Origin of the sequence: Pigmentiphaga litoralis, assembly GCF_048632615.1 — a bacterium.
Lineage (GTDB): Bacteria > Pseudomonadota > Gammaproteobacteria > Burkholderiales > Burkholderiaceae_B > Pigmentiphaga > Pigmentiphaga litoralis_B.
Window position 1 is genome coordinate 4,191,023 of the sequence record NZ_CP184479.1, and the last position, 16,159, is coordinate 4,207,181.

Consider the following 16,159-nt stretch of genomic DNA (forward strand, 5'->3'; position numbering starts at 1 on the left):
GACCAACAAGCATGCCGCCACGGTGGCGGCGGGCGATCCGCCGGCTTCCGGCGCGGCGCCAGCAACGCCACTGACGGCTGCCGCACCGGTGGTCCCCGGATCCCTGGCCACCATCCGCGACGCCATGGCCCCGGCGGCCGTGGCGCCCGGCTCGCTGCAGCGCGATGCCTTCGGACACCTGGTCTACACCGGCGCCGACGGCGTGGTCCACAGCGGCGTCGTTCCGGTCCGGGCCTTTCCTATCGATGGCCGCCTGGAAGATATCGCCCTGCTAAGCCGCGAAGGGCATGAACTGGCCTGGATTCCCAGGCTCGACGCGCTTGACGAGGCCAGTCGCGCGCTGATCGCCGACGAGTTGTCACGGCGCGAATTCATGCCGTCGATTACACGGATCATCAGCGTGTCGACCTTGGCCACGCCCAGCCGCTGGGCCATCGAAACCGATCGCGGTCCGACCGAGCTGGTGCTGCGCAGTGAACAGGACATCCGCCGTGTGTCCGGCAACACCTTGCTGATCGCCGACGGGCATGGGCTGTACTTCCTGATCCGTGACCTGACGCAACTGGATCGTGGCAGCCGCCGGCTGCTGGACCGCTTCCTGTAAGGCGCGCGACAAGTGCGTGCGCTGACTGCACGCGTCGGCATACCATATCGGCAGGTGGCCACGACGCCACCACGACAACGATATTGGAGACCGATATGAAGCGTTCGATCCGCGTGCTGTTATCCACGTGTGTATTTGCCGCGACCGCCGTGGCGTCTGCCACGGCCATGGCGCAGGACTGGCCCAACCGTCCGGTCAAGCTGGTCGTGCCCTTCCCGGCGGGCGGCCCCACTGACATGATCGGCCGCGAAGTGGCGGAGGTGCTGCGCGCCGAATTCAAGCAGCCCGTGATCGTGGAAAACCGGCCGGGCGGCAACGGCACACTGGGCCTGGGTGTGCTGGCCAAATCGCCGGCCGATGGCTATACGCTGGGCCTGGTCGCCATTACCGTGGCGATCGCACCGCATCTGAGCAATGCAGGCTTCGATTCCTTCAAGGACTTCACCTACATTAGCAACGTAGCGTCGACCACGCCGGTGCTGGTGGCCGCCAAGGACGCGCCGTATTCCACCCTGTCCGAACTGGTCACCTACGCAAAGGCCAATCCCGGCAAGATCGCGTATGGCACGCCCGGAGTCGGCACCATTCCGCACCTGGCCGTGGAACTGTTCCAGACGCAGGCGGGCGTGCAGTTCAATCACATTCCGTACAAAGGGGCGCAGCAGCAAATCCAGGACCTGATCGGCGGGTCGACGCAGCTCGATTCGCAAAGCTCGCTGGTGGTGGCGGGGCCGCAGATCAAGGCCGGGCGCATCAAGGCGATCGCGGTGCTGTCCGAACAGCGCTCACCGCAATTGCCCGAAGCGCCCACGGCCAAGGAATCGGGCTATCCCGGCCTGGTGGTGGCGCCGTGGTTCGGCATCGGCGGGCCTGCCGGGCTGCCCCCTGAAGTCGTGCAGAAGGTGCATGCCGCCCTGGCCAAGGGCTTTCAGCGCAGCGACGTGCAGGAGAAGTTCACGGCCAACGGCAACGTGATCCACATCAGCAGCTCGCCAGCCGAGTTCCGTCAGTACGCGTCGACCGAATTCGCCCGCTGGGGCAAAGTGATCAAGGACGGCGGCATCAAGGGCGAATAGGCGGTTTCACGAACTTCAATGTCATGCGATCCGACTCGCCAATCGCCGCATACCTGGCGCGGTCGCGATCGCCTTCCACGAACGAGGGCGGCAGCGTCCACACGCCCTTGGGGTAGTCCTTGGTGTCGCGCGGATTGGCGTTGATCTCGCTGCGGCCGGCCAGCTTGAATCCCGCGGCCTGGGCGCGTTCGATCACATACGCTTCGGTCACATAGCCCGTCGCGATCATCTGGTCGACCGACGTACCGGGCCGCGCGCGATGTTCTTCCACGCCCAGCACGCCGCCCGGCTTCAGCACGTCGTAGAACGCCTTCAAGCTGTCGTCCAGGTGGCCATCCTTGATCCAGTTATGAATGTTCCGGAAGGTCAGCACCATGTCGGCGCCGCCGGGTGGCTGGATGTCCGTGAAGCCGCGCACCGGCAGATCGCCCACCACGACCTTGCCGTACAGCGCCGGGTTGGCCGCCAGCTTGGCCTCGTACCGCGCGCGGCCCTGTCGGCGGTAGTCATTGCTGTCGGGGCCTGACGCCGCGTAGTGCGCGGCATAGAGCTTGCCGTGGTCACGCAGGAAGGGCGCCAAAATGTCGGTGTACCAACCCGCGCCGGGCGCGATCTCGATCACCGTTTGGTCGGGGCGGATGCCAAAGAAGCGCAGCGTCTCCTTGGGATGCCGGTAGGGATCGCGGGCCTGGTCGACCGCGCTGCGGTGGGTGCCGGCGATCGCCCGGTCCAGTTGCGCGTCGGCAAAGTCGGCGGCATGAACCTGGAACGATGCAGCGGTCAGCACGCTGGCTGCCACGGAGAGAACAGCCAGAAGGACACGGTGCGCGGGGCGCGGATACGACAAGGTCATGGCGCTCTCCGAAAAGTGAATGGCCCGTTGCCCGCCCGCGTGGACGGCATTGCGCCAAGCGGTCAGGGCACGCAGACGACAGCGAACCCTGCAACGAAAAAGGCCTGGCATCCCGGCCAGGCCTTAGAGAGTAACCCCGGCATGGGCGCAGCGCCCATGCCAGCAAGCGTCCGTCAGTCCTCCAGACGGTTATTTTTGGTTTCTTTCACGAACAGCGTGCCAATGATGAGCGTCATCACGGCGATGCCGATCGGATACCACAGGCCGTAGTAGATGTTGCCCGTAGCCGCCACGATGGCGAAGGACGTCGTTGGCAGGAAGCCACCGAACCAGCCATTGCCGATATGGTAGGGCAGGCTCATCGACGTGTAGCGGATGCGGGTCGGGAACATCTCGACCAGCATGGCCGCGATCGGGCCGTAGACCATCGTCACCAGGATCACCAGGAAGGTGAGCAGCACCACCACCATGACCTTGTTGATCTGCGCCGGTTCGGCCTTGGCGGGGTAGCCGTGGCTGCGGATCTCGGACGTCAACTGGGCCTTCAGGGCGTCGCCCTTGGTCTTGAGCTCGGCGGCGGGCAGGCCGCTGCCTTCGAACGACTGCACCACCGAATTGCCGATCTTGGCCGAAGCCACCGTGCCCGCGGGTGCGGCTTCGTTGCTGTAATTGACCGAGTTGCTGGCCAGGAAGGCCTTGAGCTGGTCGCACGAACTGGTGAACTTGCTGGTGCCCACCGGATTGAACTGGAACGAGCAGGTCTTGGGGTCGGCCACGACCACCACCGGCGCATTCGCCTGTGCCGTTTCCAGCGCCGGGTTGGCATAGTGGGTCAGGGCCTTGAACACGGGGAAGTAGGTCAGTGCGGCGATCAGGCAGCCCGCCATGATGATGGGCTTGCGGCCGATCTTGTCCGACAGGATCCCGAACAGCACGAAGAACGGCGTGCCGATCAGCAGGCCCAGCGCGATCAGGATGTTGGCGGTCGTCCCGTCGACCTTCAGCGTCTGCGTCAGGAAGAACAGCGCGTAGAACTGCCCCGTGTACCACACCACCGCCTGGCCGGCGGTCAGGCCGAACAGCGCAAGCAGCACCAGTTTCAGGTTGCCCCACCGCGCGAACGATTCCGTCAGCGGCGCCTTCGACGTCTTGCCTTCTTCCTTCATGCGCTTGAAGGTGGGCGACTCATGCAGCTGCAGGCGGATCCACACCGACACGGCCAACAGCACGATCGACAGCAGGAACGGAATGCGCCATCCCCATGCGGCAAAGGCGTCTTCACCGACGACGGTCCGCACGCCCAGGATCACCAGCAGCGACAGGAACAGGCCCAGCGTGGCCGTGGTCTGGATCCAGCTGGTGTATGCGCCGCGTTTGCCATGCGGCGCGTGCTCGGCCACGTAGGTTGCGGCGCCGCCATACTCGCCGCCGAGCGCGAGGCCCTGGAGCAGCCGCAGGCAGATCAGGATGATCGGCGCGGCAATGCCGATGGACGCATACGACGGCAGGATACCGACGATAAAGGTCGACACGCCCATGATCAGGATCGTGACCAGGAAGGTGTACTTGCGTCCTACCAGGTCCCCCAGCCGGCCGAACACCAGTGCGCCGAAAGGCCGCACCGCAAAACCTGCCGCAAAGGCCATCAGCGCAAAAATGAAGGCCGCGGTTTCGTTCACTCCCGAAAAGAACTGGCGTGCAATGATCGCTGCCAGCGAACCGTACAGATAGAAGTCATACCATTCGAAAACGGTGCCGAGGGAGGAAGCGAAGATGACTTTTCGCTCTTCGCTCGTCATGGGGCGTGCCGGGGCGTGGGGCACGCTGGCGGACGTCGTGGTGTTCATGGAAGGGTGTCTCCTCGGAATGCCTGCTGTGATAGTTGATGGATGCAGACTTGCCTGATGATTTGTCAGGCTTGATTCAGAGTAGAAACACGGACTTACGCGGCGCTGACGGCTTACTTACGGAATGCTGAAAGCCTGAAGTAGTTTCTTAGTTGACCGCGGGGTCTATGGGCTGGGAACGCCCGAAGGCTGTAGCGATGCGGGTTCCAGGGCCTGCGCCACTGCCGGGTTGGGAGTTTCCCGTAACCGTGATGGTCGCGCCGTGTTGCTGGGCGATTTCACGCACGATGGCCAGGCCCAGCCCGCTGCCATCGGTTGCCGTGCCGAGCACCCGGTAGAAACGATCGAACACCATCTCGCGTTCCGCTTCCGGAATGCCGGGACCGGAATCCTCGACTTCCAGAATCGCCTGGGCGGGCGTCACGCGCACCCGGACCGTCACGGTCCCGCCCCGTGGCGTGTAGCGCAAGGCATTGTCGATCAGGTTGTTCAGCAGTTCGGCCAGCAACAAGGCGTTGCCGCGGATCATGACGGGGTCGTCTTCGCCTTCCAGTCCCAGGTCGATGTCGCGCGCCATGGCTTCGTGCACCCAGTTCTGCGTCTGCTCCTGGGCGATGGCCTGCAGGTCGATGTCGCTGTGCAGGTTCGACGGGTTGCGCGGGTCCTCGGCACGGGCCAGCGCCAGCAACTGGTTGACCAGCCGCGTGGCACGCTCGGCGCCGGAAATGAGATGCCGCAGGCTCGCTTCCATGTCTTCCGGACTGGCGTTGCGCAGCGCGAGTTCGGCCTGTGTGCGGATGCCAGCCAGCGGCGTCTTCATCTGGTGCGCCGCGTCAGCCACGAAACGCTTTTGCGCTTCCACGTTGGATGACAGGCGCTGCAGCAGATCGTTCATGGCCGCCACCAGCGGCGCGATTTCCTGCGGCGCTTCCCGCTCGTTGATGGGCGACAGGTCATCCGGCCGCCGTGCGCGCAGCCGGGCCTGCAGCTTGTTCAGCGGCGCAATGCCGCGTGACAGCCCGAACCACACCAGCAGCACCGCCAGGGGCAAAATCACGAACTGCGGAATGATCACGCCCTTGATGATCTCATTGGCCAGTTGCGAGCGTTTTTCAAGCGTCTCGGCCACCTGGACCAGCGCCGGCTGGCCGTCCGCCAGCGTCGGCAACGACACCCAGGTATAGGCCACCCGCACGCTGAAGCCGCGCACGGTGTCGTCCCGGTATTGCACGATGCCCGGCAAGGGGCGTTCGGCGCCTGGGGGCAGGGGCAGCTCGCGATCGCCACCCAGGTATTCGCCGCGCGTGCCCAATGCCTGATAGAAGACCGTGTCGGTTTCGTCGGCCCGCAGCATCTCGCGTGCGGGCACGGGCAGGGTCAGGCGCGCCCGGCCGTTCACTTCCTTGACCTGCTGGGCAAGCACCAGCACGCTGTTGGCCAGTCCGCGGTCATAGGGAACGACCGCGATCGACTGCGCCACGACGTAGGTAATGGCGACCGACATGGGCCACAGCAGGAACAGGGGCGCGAGCATCCAGTCCAGGATCTCGCCGAACAGCGACCGCGCCTGCGCCTCGGGCGGCGCGACGGCCGCCGGGTCCAATCCTTCGGAATCGTCGTTCATGCGGGCGCGGTACCGGCTGGAAGCACGCCGCGGGCCATCAAGGCGCGCCGGCGGCTGCGCCGGCTTCGCGCTCCAGGCAATACCCCAGGCCGCGCACCGTGGCGATCTTGACTTCGCCCACTTCCAGTTTCTTGCGCAGCCGGTGCACATACACTTCGATGGCGTTGGTGCTGACTTCTTCACCCCATTCGCACAGGTGGTCCACCAACTGCTTCTTGCTGACCATGCGCCCGCTGCGCGACAGAAGGACTTCGAGCAGGCTGACTTCTCGCGCCGACAGTTCGACGATCTGGTCGTCGATCGTGACCACGCGCCCCACCTGGTCGAATGACAGGCGCCCATGCTTGAGCACCGCCGGCCCCCGCCCGCGCCGCGCCGGGTCAGCGCGCGCACCCGCGCTTCGAGTTCCGACAGCGCAAACGGTTTGGCCATGTAATCGTCGGCGCCCAGGTCCAGCCCCTTGACGCGTTGTTCGACGCTGTCCGCCGCGGTCAGGATCAGCACCGGCATGTGCGAATTGCGCGCCCGCAGGCGCCGCAGCACTTCGGTGCCGTTCAGCTTGGGCAGGCCGATGTCGAGAATCAGCAGATCGAAAGGCTGCGCCGCCAGGGCGGAGTCCGCCGACAGTCCGTCATGGACCGCGTCGACGGCATAACCGCTTTGGCGGAGCGAGCGGGACAGCCCATCCGCAAGGATGCTGTCGTCTTCGGCGATGAGGATGCGCATACCCGGATTGTAATGCGGCCCGGGGTCTGCGTGAGCATGGGTGCAGCGCGATTTCGGCGTCTATTCGGTCTGGTACATGCCAATCTTTTGGGTGGCCTGATTCCAGTAGTCGGTGTGCTCTTTCAGAAAGGCGGCGAACTCGGCGGCGCTGAGTGGCGGAACGGACTCCAGCCCGAGCTCGGCCATGCGGCCGTGGATTTCCGGGGACGTCATGGCCGCCAGCAGGTCTTGCCGGACCTTGGCGACGATGTCGGGGTCCGTGGCGCGCGGGGCGAAGACGCCGTACCAGGGCCGTTCGGGCAGGCCCGATACGCCTGCCGACGACGCGGTGGGAATGTCCGGCGCGATGGTGGACGGCACGTCGGAACTGGTGATCGCGATGGCGCGCACGCGGCCGCCTTTGACCTGGGGCAGGGCGCTTGGCATGGCGTCGATCATCAGCTGGGTGCTGCCGCCGATCAGGTCCGTAAAGGCGGGCGCGCTGCCCTTGTAGGGCACGTGCGTGATCTTGACGCCGGCCGTGCGCTTGAAGACTTCCATGCTCAGGTGACTGGTCGATCCGGTGCCGGGCGACCCATAGCTGTACTTGTCGGGATGCGCGTTCAGTTCGGCAATGACCTCCTGCAGGTTCCTTGCAGGAAATTTGTCGTTCACCACCATGACCATGTCCGTGGCAGCCAGAAGCGCGACCGGCACGAAGTCGCGGCCCACGTCATAAGGCAGCTTCTTGTACAGGCTTGGGTTGATGACGATGGGGGAGTTGGACGTCAGCAGGATCGTGTAGCCGTCCGGCGCGCTGCGCGCCACATCTTGGAGGGCGATGGCGCCGTTGGCGCCCGCGCGGTTTTCGACCACGACGGGCTGGCCCCAGGCCTTGGTCAGCCGCTCGCCGATCGCGCGCGCCAGGATGTCCGACCCTTGCCCTGCTGCAAAGGGAATGACGATGCGCACGGGCTTGCCGGGAAACGGGGTGGACGCCGCATAGGCGCCGGGACTGCCCAGCGCCGCGGTCAATACGACGGGCAACGCCGTCGCCAGCGCCAGCAGCGCGCTTGGGAAGAGTTTCATGACGTCTCCTGCGGGTTGGGTGCAGCCGGCCGGCCGCCCCTTTGTTTTGCAGGCATTTTGATATATTGTTATATCAAATGCAATATCGGCACGTTCCCGGGTTCTCGCCGGGGGCGTCGATGGACCGGGCGCCGGGCGGTTCCGGCAGGCGTTCACCGCATATCGCTGATGCGATCCCGCACTTGGCTGGCCGATGCATTCCCGCAGTTGGCACTTTTCACCTGGCGTCGCTTTCATGTCCATTCTTTCCGGCTACCGCATCCTTTCGGTTGAACAGTACGGCGCCGCCCCGTTCGGCACGCAGTTGCTCGCATCGCTGGGCGCCGAAATCATCAAGATCGAACAGCCCGACATGGGCGGCGACGTATCCCGATATGTAGGCCCCCACTTTCGGGATGATCTGCCCGAGACGGCGCAAAGCCTGTTCTTTCAGAGCCTGAACGCCGGCAAGAAAAGCATCACGCTCAATCTGAATCATGACGATGGGCAGCGCATCTTTCATCGCCTGGTGGCCACGGCCGACGCCGTGATGCACAACCTGCGCGGCGACGTTCCCGCCAAACTGGGGCTGACCTACGAGCGTCTCAAGCACGTCAACCCCGCCATCGTGTGCGGCCACATTTCCGCCTATGGCCGGGACAACGAACGCACCAGTTGGCCCGGCTACGACTACCTCATGCAGGCCGAGGCCGGCTATTTCTCGGTCACGGGCGAGCCCGACTCGCTGCCTGCGCGCATGGGGCTGTCGGTGGTGGACTACATGACCGGCCTGATGATGTCGCTGGGGCTGGTCAGCGGCATGCTGGAGGCCAGCCGCAGCGGCCAGGGCTGCGACGTCGATACCTCGTTGTTCGACGTGGCGCTGTTCAACCTCAATTACGTGGCTGCCTGGTATCTGAATGCCGGCGAGCAGACCGAACGCCAGCCGCGTTCCGGCCATCCGGTGCTGACGCCCTGTCAGCTGTACCGCACGCAAGACGGCTGGATCTACCTCATGTGCAACAAGGAAAAATTCTGGCGCAACCTGTGCAGGAAGATCGATCGGGAAGCCTGGATCACCGACCCGCGTTTCCTGACCTTTGCCGAACGCGCACCCAACCGTCAGCTGCTGTCGGGCATGCTGGATGAGGCGCTAAGCACGCGCACGACCGAGCAATGGATCGCGATCTTTGGCGGGTCGGTGCCGGCGGCGCCGGTGTGGTCGGTCGGGCAGGCGCTGGACGCGCCGTTCGCCCGCAGCGGGGGGCGCATCGCCTGCGTCGATCTGCCCGGTGGCGGCGCATTGCGCACGGTCGGGTCACCCTTGCGGACATCGCGTCCGGCCGTGCCCGTGCGCGGGGCGCCCGCGCTTGGCGAACACACCGGGGACATCCTTGCAGCCCTGGGAATCGATGGCGATGAGCAAGGTAGACTGAGAACCCTTGGCGTACTCTGAAGTGCAGAACGATGGCTCAACGCAATGCGGGCACGCAGTACATGATGCTCGCCCAGACACTCCTCAAGCAGATACGCGGTGGACAGTATCCGGCAGGCGCGCTCCTGCCGACCGAAAGTGCGCTGTGCCAGCAATTCGGCGTCAGCCGCATCACCGTTCGCGGGGCGCTGCGAGAACTGGAAACGCAGGGCATCGTCAGCCGCAAGGCCGGCGTGGGCACACGCGTGGAATCCGCCACGCCCGGCAGCACGTTCGTTCACGTCGGCAATACGGTGGACGAAATCCTGCGCTTTACCAAGGGCTTTCGTTTTCAGACGCTGACGGTGACCGATGTGGTGTTCGACGCCGCCCAGGCGCGCACCCTGCAGGCCGAGCCCGGGCAGGCCTTCACGCGGGTGACCGGCGTGCGGCGCGCGCAGGACGGCGCCCCGCCCGTGGTCTACAGCGAGCATCACATTCCCACCATGTACGCTGGGCCGGCCGACCGGCTGGACGGCTACAGCGCGTCGATTGCCGAATTGCTGGCAGACGAACGCGGCGACCGGGTCACCGAGATCCGGCAGTCCATCGACGCCGTGCGCCTGACGCGCGCGCAAGCCAGGCTGCTCGAAACCCCCGCGTCATCTCCCACCTTGCGTACCCGCACCTGGTACTACGGCACGCAAAAGAACCTCATCGTCGCTTCGATCGGGCTGTTTCCCGAAGGGCGGCATCTGTTCACCACGGTGATGCGGCGCGAGCCGGCGGGCTGACCCTGCCGCGCGGGTGGCTTCCCGCTTCGGGAGCGCTTGCGTGACCCCTGCCATCGATGCTTCTGCCGTCGTTCCCGCCACCTTCCTGTTCTGCCCCGGGAACCGGCCCGACCGGTACGACAAGGCGCTGCGCAGCGGCGCGCCGGGCATCATCATCGATCTTGAAGACGCCGTGCCCGATGCGGACAAGACGTCGGCCCGGCGCGACGCGTTTGCGTGGCTGGCGGGGAGGGCGGCTCTCAGGGACTCGGGGGCCGCATCGAAGGCGTCGTCCGCAGACAATTCCACTGATGTTCCGGGATCCGACCCTGTCGGATCCAACAGGCTGACCCGTCCGGTTGTCGCGCTCCGAATCAGTTCGCCAATGACACCAGCCGGGCTCGAAGATCTCTACGCCTTCGTTCATGCCGAGCCCATGCCGGCTTTGCACGCGATCGTGTTGCCCAAGGTGGCGGATGCGACCGAGGTGCGGCTGTTGGCGTCCCAATTGCTGCGCGCCGCGCCCGCGCTACGCCTGATACCTCTGATCGAAACGCCCCAAGGCGTGCGGTCCGTGGCCGAGATCGCGCGCGCCCATCCGGCCGTGGCGGCCATCGGTTTTGGCGCGGCGGATTACTGCGTCGAGGCCGGCATTGCCTTTGCGTGGGAAGCGCTGTTGCACGTCCGGTCCCGCCTGGCCTTCGACTGCGCCGGGACCGATGTCCCCTTGCTGGACGTGCCCTTCCTGGACCTGGCCGATGACGCGGGATTGCGCGATGAATGCGCTCGCGTAAAGGCGCTGGGCTTTGCCGGCAAGCTGGCCATCCACCCATCGCAGGTCGCACCGATCCTGCAGAGCTTTGCCCCCAGCCCGGCCGAGGCGGCCTGGGCGAACAGGGTGGTCGCGGGGTTCGAGGCAGCGGGCCGCCGGGCCTGCACGGTCGACGGCAAGATGGTCGACGAACCCGTCTATCTCAATGCGCTGCGCATCACGCGGCGCGCCGTGTGACCCGCCCGTCACTTTTTCGACATCGCCTGGATTGCGCCATGCACACCTCTTACTATCGCGTCGACGATCACACCTACTTCGAACGATTCGGTCTGGGTTTCGACCATCTGAACGTGGGCCAGAAATTCATTCACCGGCCCGGCGTGACCTTTTCGCAGCAGGACAACGTCAACGAAGCGCTGGATTCGGTCAACTCGGCCATGGTGCATTTCGATCAGTGTTTTGCCGAGCACACCAGCTGGCGCAAGAACATCATGGTCAGCACGCTGACCCTGCAGCGCCTGATCGGCATGACGACCAAGACATTCGGCCGGCGCCGCCGCATCGTCGCCATGTCCAGCATCGCGCTGACCAAGGCCATATTTGCGGGCGACACGCTGTATGTCGAAAGCGAAGTCATCGGGCTCGAGGACATCGATGGGGATCTTGGCAGGGTCACCCTGCGCACCGAAGGGTTCAACCAGCATGGCGAGAAAGTCGCGACGCTGGACTACACGATCGAGCTGTGGCGTTCGGCCGCCGGTCCGGACCGTGAACAGTGCCCGGACAGTCCGGTCATGGAAGCCCGGTTTGCGTCCCATCTGCAACGGTCGGACGGCGCCTGGCTGGAGCAGGTCGGCGTCTTTTTCGAGGATCTGCGGGCAGGCGAAACGTTCATCCATTCGCCCCGCCGCACCATCCTGGCCGAAGAGGCGGTCCTGCATGCGTTGCGGGCGCTGGACTGGAACCCGCAGACGCACGACGCCGAATACGCCAGGGCGGCAGGGCTGCCAGGGCCGGTCGTGCTCCAGACCTGGGGGATCGGCATCGCGGTCGCGCTGTCGACCCGGACGTTTGGCCGGGTTACGGTCAATCTGGGGTGGAGCGACGTCAAGTTCGGTGTTGACCTGATGGCGGGCGACACGATCGAAGCCAGGTCCACCGTGCTGGACACCCGTCTGTCCAGGTCGCGGCCCGATGAAGGCGTGGTTACGGTGCTGACCACGGTGCACAATCAGCGCGGCGAATTCGTGAATTCCTACCAGCGCGTGTTGATGGTCTATCGCCGATCCGCACCCAATCCCTACGGCGCCGCGGGCTACTGAACCGCTCGCAAAAATACTGTAAATAAACCCAGTTATTTCGTCTTGCACCCCTTGCGTGGGCGCCCGTTGGCCGCACATTCCTTGTACGGCGGCACAATGGCTTCAGGCCGATGCCGCAATACGCAGTGTGGGGACGACGACCGGTGAACGCGCCATGACGCGGCAGCCGGCCGGCGCAGCAAGGGGGAGGGTCGCGCGTGCACCAGATGTTGCGCGAAATCCATGCCTTTGGACCTTTTTGTCCGAAGGACCTTGCGGTCACATACTGTTTTTTTATACAGTATCAGGCGATGCAATAATCCGCCCATTCCACAAGGGACTCAAAAATGGACGACACCAAAGTTTCCAAAGCCGCAGCAGCCGCTGCCGCCAATGCCCAGGCCGAGCGCACCAAGGCGCTGGCCGCTGCCCTGTCGCAGATCGACAAGCAGTTCGGCAAGGGCTCGGTCATGCGCTACGGCGACAACCAGGTCGAGCACGACATCCAGATCGTCTCCACCGGTTCGCTCGGATTGGATATCGCCCTTGGCGTCGGTGGGTTGCCACGGGGGCGGGTGATCGAAATCTACGGTCCGGAATCGTCGGGCAAGACCACGCTCACGTTGCAGGTCGTGGCCGAAATGCAAAAGCTGGGCGGCACGTGCGCATTCATCGACGCGGAACACGCGCTCGACGTGCAGTACGCATCCAAGCTGGGCGTCAACCTGACCGATCTGCTGATCTCGCAACCCGACACGGGCGAACAGGCGCTGGAAATCACCGACGCCCTGGTGCGCTCGGGCTCGGTCGACCTGATCGTCATCGACTCGGTCGCGGCCCTGGTGCCAAAGGCCGAAATCGAAGGTGAAATGGGCGACTCGCTGCCTGGCCTCCAGGCCCGGCTGATGAGCCAGGCGCTGCGCAAGCTGACCGCGTCGATCAAGCGGACCAACTGCATGGTCATCTTCATCAACCAGATCCGGATGAAGATCGGTGTCATGTTCGGCAACCCCGAAACCACCACCGGCGGCAACGCGCTCAAGTTCTATGCATCGGTCCGTCTCGACATCCGTCGTACCGGCTCGATCAAGAAGGGCGACGAAGTGGTCGGCAACGAAACCCGCGTCAAGGTCGTCAAGAACAAGATTGCGCCGCCGTTCAAGAGCGCCGAATTCGACATCATGTACGGTGCCGGCATCTCGCGCGAAGGCGAAATCATCGACCTGGGCGTGTCGGCCAACATCGTTGAAAAGTCGGGCTCGTGGTTCAGCTATAACGGCGAACGTATCGGCCAGGGCAAGGACAACGCCCGCGAGTTCCTGAAAGAGCGTCCCGCACTGGCACGCGAAATCGAGAACCGTGTGCGCGAAGGCCTCGGCGTTGCAGCACTCGCCGAAGGGGTAGCCGCTACCGCCGCAGCAGGCGGTGACGACGAGTAATCGTTTCGGCAACGGCCGTTCCAGCTTCGGCCGCCCTGGCGGGCGATCGAAGGGCGGCCAAGCCGACGGCGACGGGGACTCGGCGGAAGACCGCCGCCCCGTCAAGCGCGTGCCGCCTCGGCGGCAGGCGGCTGACACGTCGGCGCCTGGTACCGAACCTGTCGTTCCCGTTGCCTCGGCTTCCGAAGACGAGGTAGACGGCGAATATTCCCGCACGTCAATCGAGCGGGCCAAACGGGCGGAAGCCCAGCAAGACACCTTTTCCCGATCGTCCGATGAACGTGCGGCTCGCAAATCGCGGGGCAGCAGTTTCGGATCGGGCGCCAAGTCCAGTTCCCGATCCGGCAGCGGATCATCGCTGTCATCGGCGTCCTCCTCTTCCTCTTCTTCCTCATCTGAATACACCCGGTCGTCCGACACGCGCGCGGCGGGCAAGTCCTTCGGCAAGCCAGCCAAGTCACGTCGCGGCGGTGCGATGCCTGCGCCAGTTGTCGATGAAGACGGCTATACCCGGTCGTCCAGCCGATACGCATCCGCCGGCAGGCCTGGAGGTGTGCGGTCCGCGACGGCGCAACCCGCGCAACCCGCGCAAGCCACGGACGTCGAACAGGACGACGCCCAGGGCGTTGCTCTTGGCAGCGTGCCGGTCGTGCGTGCGTCGACCCTGCTCGCGCCCGGTCAGGCCGCGCGCGGCGCTGCGTCTGCTGCTGCATCTGCTTTTGCGTCCGCATTTACATTTACATCTGCATCCGCGCCCGCATCTGCATCCGCCTCCGCATCTACATTTACATCCGCGTCTGCATCCGCACCCTCATCCGCCTCTGCATTTGCGAAGCCCTCGGCACCGCCAGACGTCTTCAGTTCGGACGCCGCACCCGTCACGGCCTCCAGCCCGCCCATGACCGGCAAGATCGGCTTCGTCGCCGACCTGTCCGACACCTACGATACCGACGCGTTCGACCTGGAAGACGACGATGACGAACCGTTCGTCGCGCCCAGCTCGAACGTGCCCCCGCCCGGCAGTCCCCCGACCGTCCAGCCGACCAAAAGAAAGGGCCCATCCCTGAAAGCCCGCGCGGTCGACCTGTTGTCGCGCCGTGAACACAGCGAACAGGAAATGCGCCGCAAGCTGGCTCGCCACGCCGAAGACCCGGCCGAGATCGACCCGGTCATCGCCAGCTTGAAAAAGAAGGATGGTTGTCGGCCGAACGCTTCATGCAAAGCCTTGTCCATCGCCGCGCGCCGGGCCGCGGCATGTCGCGGGTGGTGCAGGAACTGCGCCAGCACGGCGTCGATCCCGACCAGATCGCCGAGGTCAAGGAATCGCTGCAGGCCACCGAACTCGACCGCGCCCGCGAGGTCTGGGAACGCCGCTACGGCACCCCTCCCGCCGATGCCAACGCCCGCGCCAAACAGACCCGCTTCCTGATGTCGCGCGGCTTTTCGTACGACGTGATCAAACGCGTGCTGGCCGGCGCCGGCGCTGCATTCGACGACGAATGACGTGGGCGACCCGATCGCCAATGCTGTTCGGCTTGGGATCGGGTCTATTCGGGATCGGGCCTAAACAGGCCCATACCCGGCGATAGGCAAAACCAAACACGCTTCCAAAGGTCAAATAACTCTCCTGTCCTCAGGCGCGTGGTCAACACTTGCCGATCTTTCGCGCCGCCATCAACTCTTCGGCGCCTTGATCCCCAGCAGGTTCTTGAAGCTCAGTTCCTTCGCGACCGCCAGGAAGTCCTGGATATAGGGTGCTTGCTCGTCTTCGATGCGCACCCCCGCATACAGCGTTCGCCACACACCGGTTTCGCCCAGCCGGCAGCTGTGCACCATCCCCAAGTCCAGATACTCCGTCAACGCCCAGTTCGGGATGGCGGTGACGCCGCGGCCGCTTGCCACCAGTTGCACGATCATGGGCGTCAGTTCGGCGGTGCGGGTCTCGGCCGGTTCGACGTCGGCGGCGTCGAGGAAGGCGGTGTAGATGTCCAGGCGGTCGCGGTCAACCGGGTAGGTAATCAGGGTCTGCTCGGCCACCTGGGCGGGCGTCACGAATTTGGCGTCGGCCAGCGGGCTTTTGCGGGATACGGCCAGGACCAGTTCGTACCGGAACAGCGGCACGTAGCTGATGGATTCGGACCGGATGGGGTCGGACGTAATGACCAGGTCAAGGTCACCGCGCGTCAACGCGGGCAAGGGCGCGAAAGAGAAGGCGGCGGACAGGTCCAGCACGACGTCGGGCCACTGTTCGCGGAACACATCCAGTGTCGGCATCAGCCACTGGAAGCACGAGTGGCATTCGATGGCCATGTGCAGGCGGCCCGTGCGCCCGGCGGCCAGGCGTTTCAATTCACGTTCGGCAGTGCGCATGCGGGGCAGTACGTCGTCGGCCAGCGCCAGCATGCGCAGCCCGGCGGTGGTGAATCGTAGCGGACGCGTGCGCCGGTTGAGCAACTGGGTGCCCAGCCGGTCTTCCAGTTCGCGCAGCTGATGCGACAGGGCCGATTGCGTGACGTGCAAGCGTTCGGACGCTTCGACCATGCTGCCGCCTTCACGGATGGCTGTCAGGGTTTCAAGGTGGCGGATATCGATCATGCGAGCATGCTACCCGAAAAGCAGCCTGACTTGAATGTTCCTCATACTGCCTATGTGAAAGTTGATTTTGATTCAAGCCACGGCGCCC

The 16,159-nt window shown here is 64.9% G+C and carries 13 protein-coding genes and 1 pseudogene; 8 read left to right on the forward strand and 6 right to left on the reverse strand.

Annotated elements, in window-relative coordinates; genetic code table 11:
- Positions 1-124: 124 nt before the first annotated feature.
- Entirely contained in the window at positions 125-604 is a 480-nt protein-coding gene (locus ACNANG_RS19305; RefSeq protein ID WP_420227589.1) for a DUF1854 domain-containing protein, read from the forward strand.
- A 95-nt stretch (positions 605-699) separates the two neighbouring features.
- Positions 700-1,680, forward strand: coding sequence for a Bug family tripartite tricarboxylate transporter substrate binding protein (locus ACNANG_RS19310; RefSeq protein WP_420224362.1), 981 nt, complete (start codon positions 700-702; stop codon positions 1,678-1,680).
- Here the strand turns inward: ACNANG_RS19310 and ACNANG_RS19315 are convergent.
- From ACNANG_RS19315 to ACNANG_RS19335, 5 genes and pseudogenes are all read right to left on the reverse strand, one after another.
- Entirely contained in the window at positions 1,667-2,533 is an 867-nt protein-coding gene (locus ACNANG_RS19315) for a class I SAM-dependent methyltransferase (RefSeq protein ID WP_420224363.1), read from the reverse strand. The two genes, ACNANG_RS19310 and ACNANG_RS19315, sit on opposite strands and share 14 nt — an antisense overlap.
- Before the next feature lie 173 nt (positions 2,534-2,706).
- Complete coding sequence (locus ACNANG_RS19320; protein ID WP_420224364.1) at positions 2,707-4,380, reverse strand: MFS transporter; 1,674 nt, start codon at positions 4,378-4,380, stop codon at positions 2,707-2,709.
- 148 nt (positions 4,381-4,528) lie between these two features.
- A complete protein-coding gene (locus ACNANG_RS19325) occupies positions 4,529-5,914 on the reverse strand; it encodes a sensor histidine kinase N-terminal domain-containing protein (protein WP_420227590.1) in 1,386 nt (461 codons plus the stop codon).
- 127 nt (positions 5,915-6,041) lie between these two features.
- A pseudogene (locus tag ACNANG_RS19330) lies at positions 6,042-6,730 on the reverse strand (response regulator).
- A 60-nt stretch (positions 6,731-6,790) separates the two neighbouring features.
- Entirely contained in the window at positions 6,791-7,798 is a 1,008-nt protein-coding gene (locus ACNANG_RS19335) for a Bug family tripartite tricarboxylate transporter substrate binding protein (RefSeq protein WP_420224365.1), read from the reverse strand.
- A 235-nt stretch (positions 7,799-8,033) separates the two neighbouring features.
- Between ACNANG_RS19335 and ACNANG_RS19340 the strand changes: the two genes are divergently transcribed.
- The 6 genes from ACNANG_RS19340 (at position 8,034) to ACNANG_RS19365 (ending at position 14,979) form a co-directional block, all read left to right on the forward strand.
- Positions 8,034-9,233, forward strand: coding sequence for a CaiB/BaiF CoA transferase family protein (locus tag ACNANG_RS19340; RefSeq protein ID WP_420224366.1), 1,200 nt, complete (start codon positions 8,034-8,036; stop codon positions 9,231-9,233).
- 11 nt (positions 9,234-9,244) lie between these two features.
- A complete protein-coding gene (locus ACNANG_RS19345) occupies positions 9,245-9,985 on the forward strand; it encodes a GntR family transcriptional regulator (protein WP_420224367.1) in 741 nt (246 codons plus the stop codon).
- Between the two features lie 40 nt (positions 9,986-10,025).
- Entirely contained in the window at positions 10,026-10,973 is a 948-nt protein-coding gene (locus tag ACNANG_RS19350) for an HpcH/HpaI aldolase/citrate lyase family protein (RefSeq protein WP_420224368.1), read from the forward strand.
- A gap of 38 nt (positions 10,974-11,011) precedes the next feature.
- Entirely contained in the window at positions 11,012-12,058 is a 1,047-nt protein-coding gene (locus ACNANG_RS19355; protein WP_420224369.1) for a MaoC/PaaZ C-terminal domain-containing protein, read from the forward strand.
- Between the two features lie 326 nt (positions 12,059-12,384).
- Positions 12,385-13,476 carry a recombinase RecA gene (gene recA / locus ACNANG_RS19360; RefSeq protein WP_420224370.1) on the forward strand — a complete coding sequence of 364 codons (1,092 nt, stop codon included), beginning with the start codon at positions 12,385-12,387 and terminating at the stop codon, positions 13,474-13,476.
- Between the two features lie 1,215 nt (positions 13,477-14,691).
- Positions 14,692-14,979, forward strand: a complete 288-nt coding sequence (locus ACNANG_RS19365; protein WP_420224371.1) for a regulatory protein RecX — start codon at positions 14,692-14,694, stop codon at positions 14,977-14,979.
- 171 nt (positions 14,980-15,150) lie between these two features.
- On the opposite strand, the gene ACNANG_RS19370 is transcribed toward ACNANG_RS19365, so the two are convergent.
- A complete protein-coding gene (locus ACNANG_RS19370; protein ID WP_420224372.1) occupies positions 15,151-16,071 on the reverse strand; it encodes a LysR family transcriptional regulator in 921 nt (306 codons plus the stop codon).
- Positions 16,072-16,159: the final 88 nt, after the last annotated feature.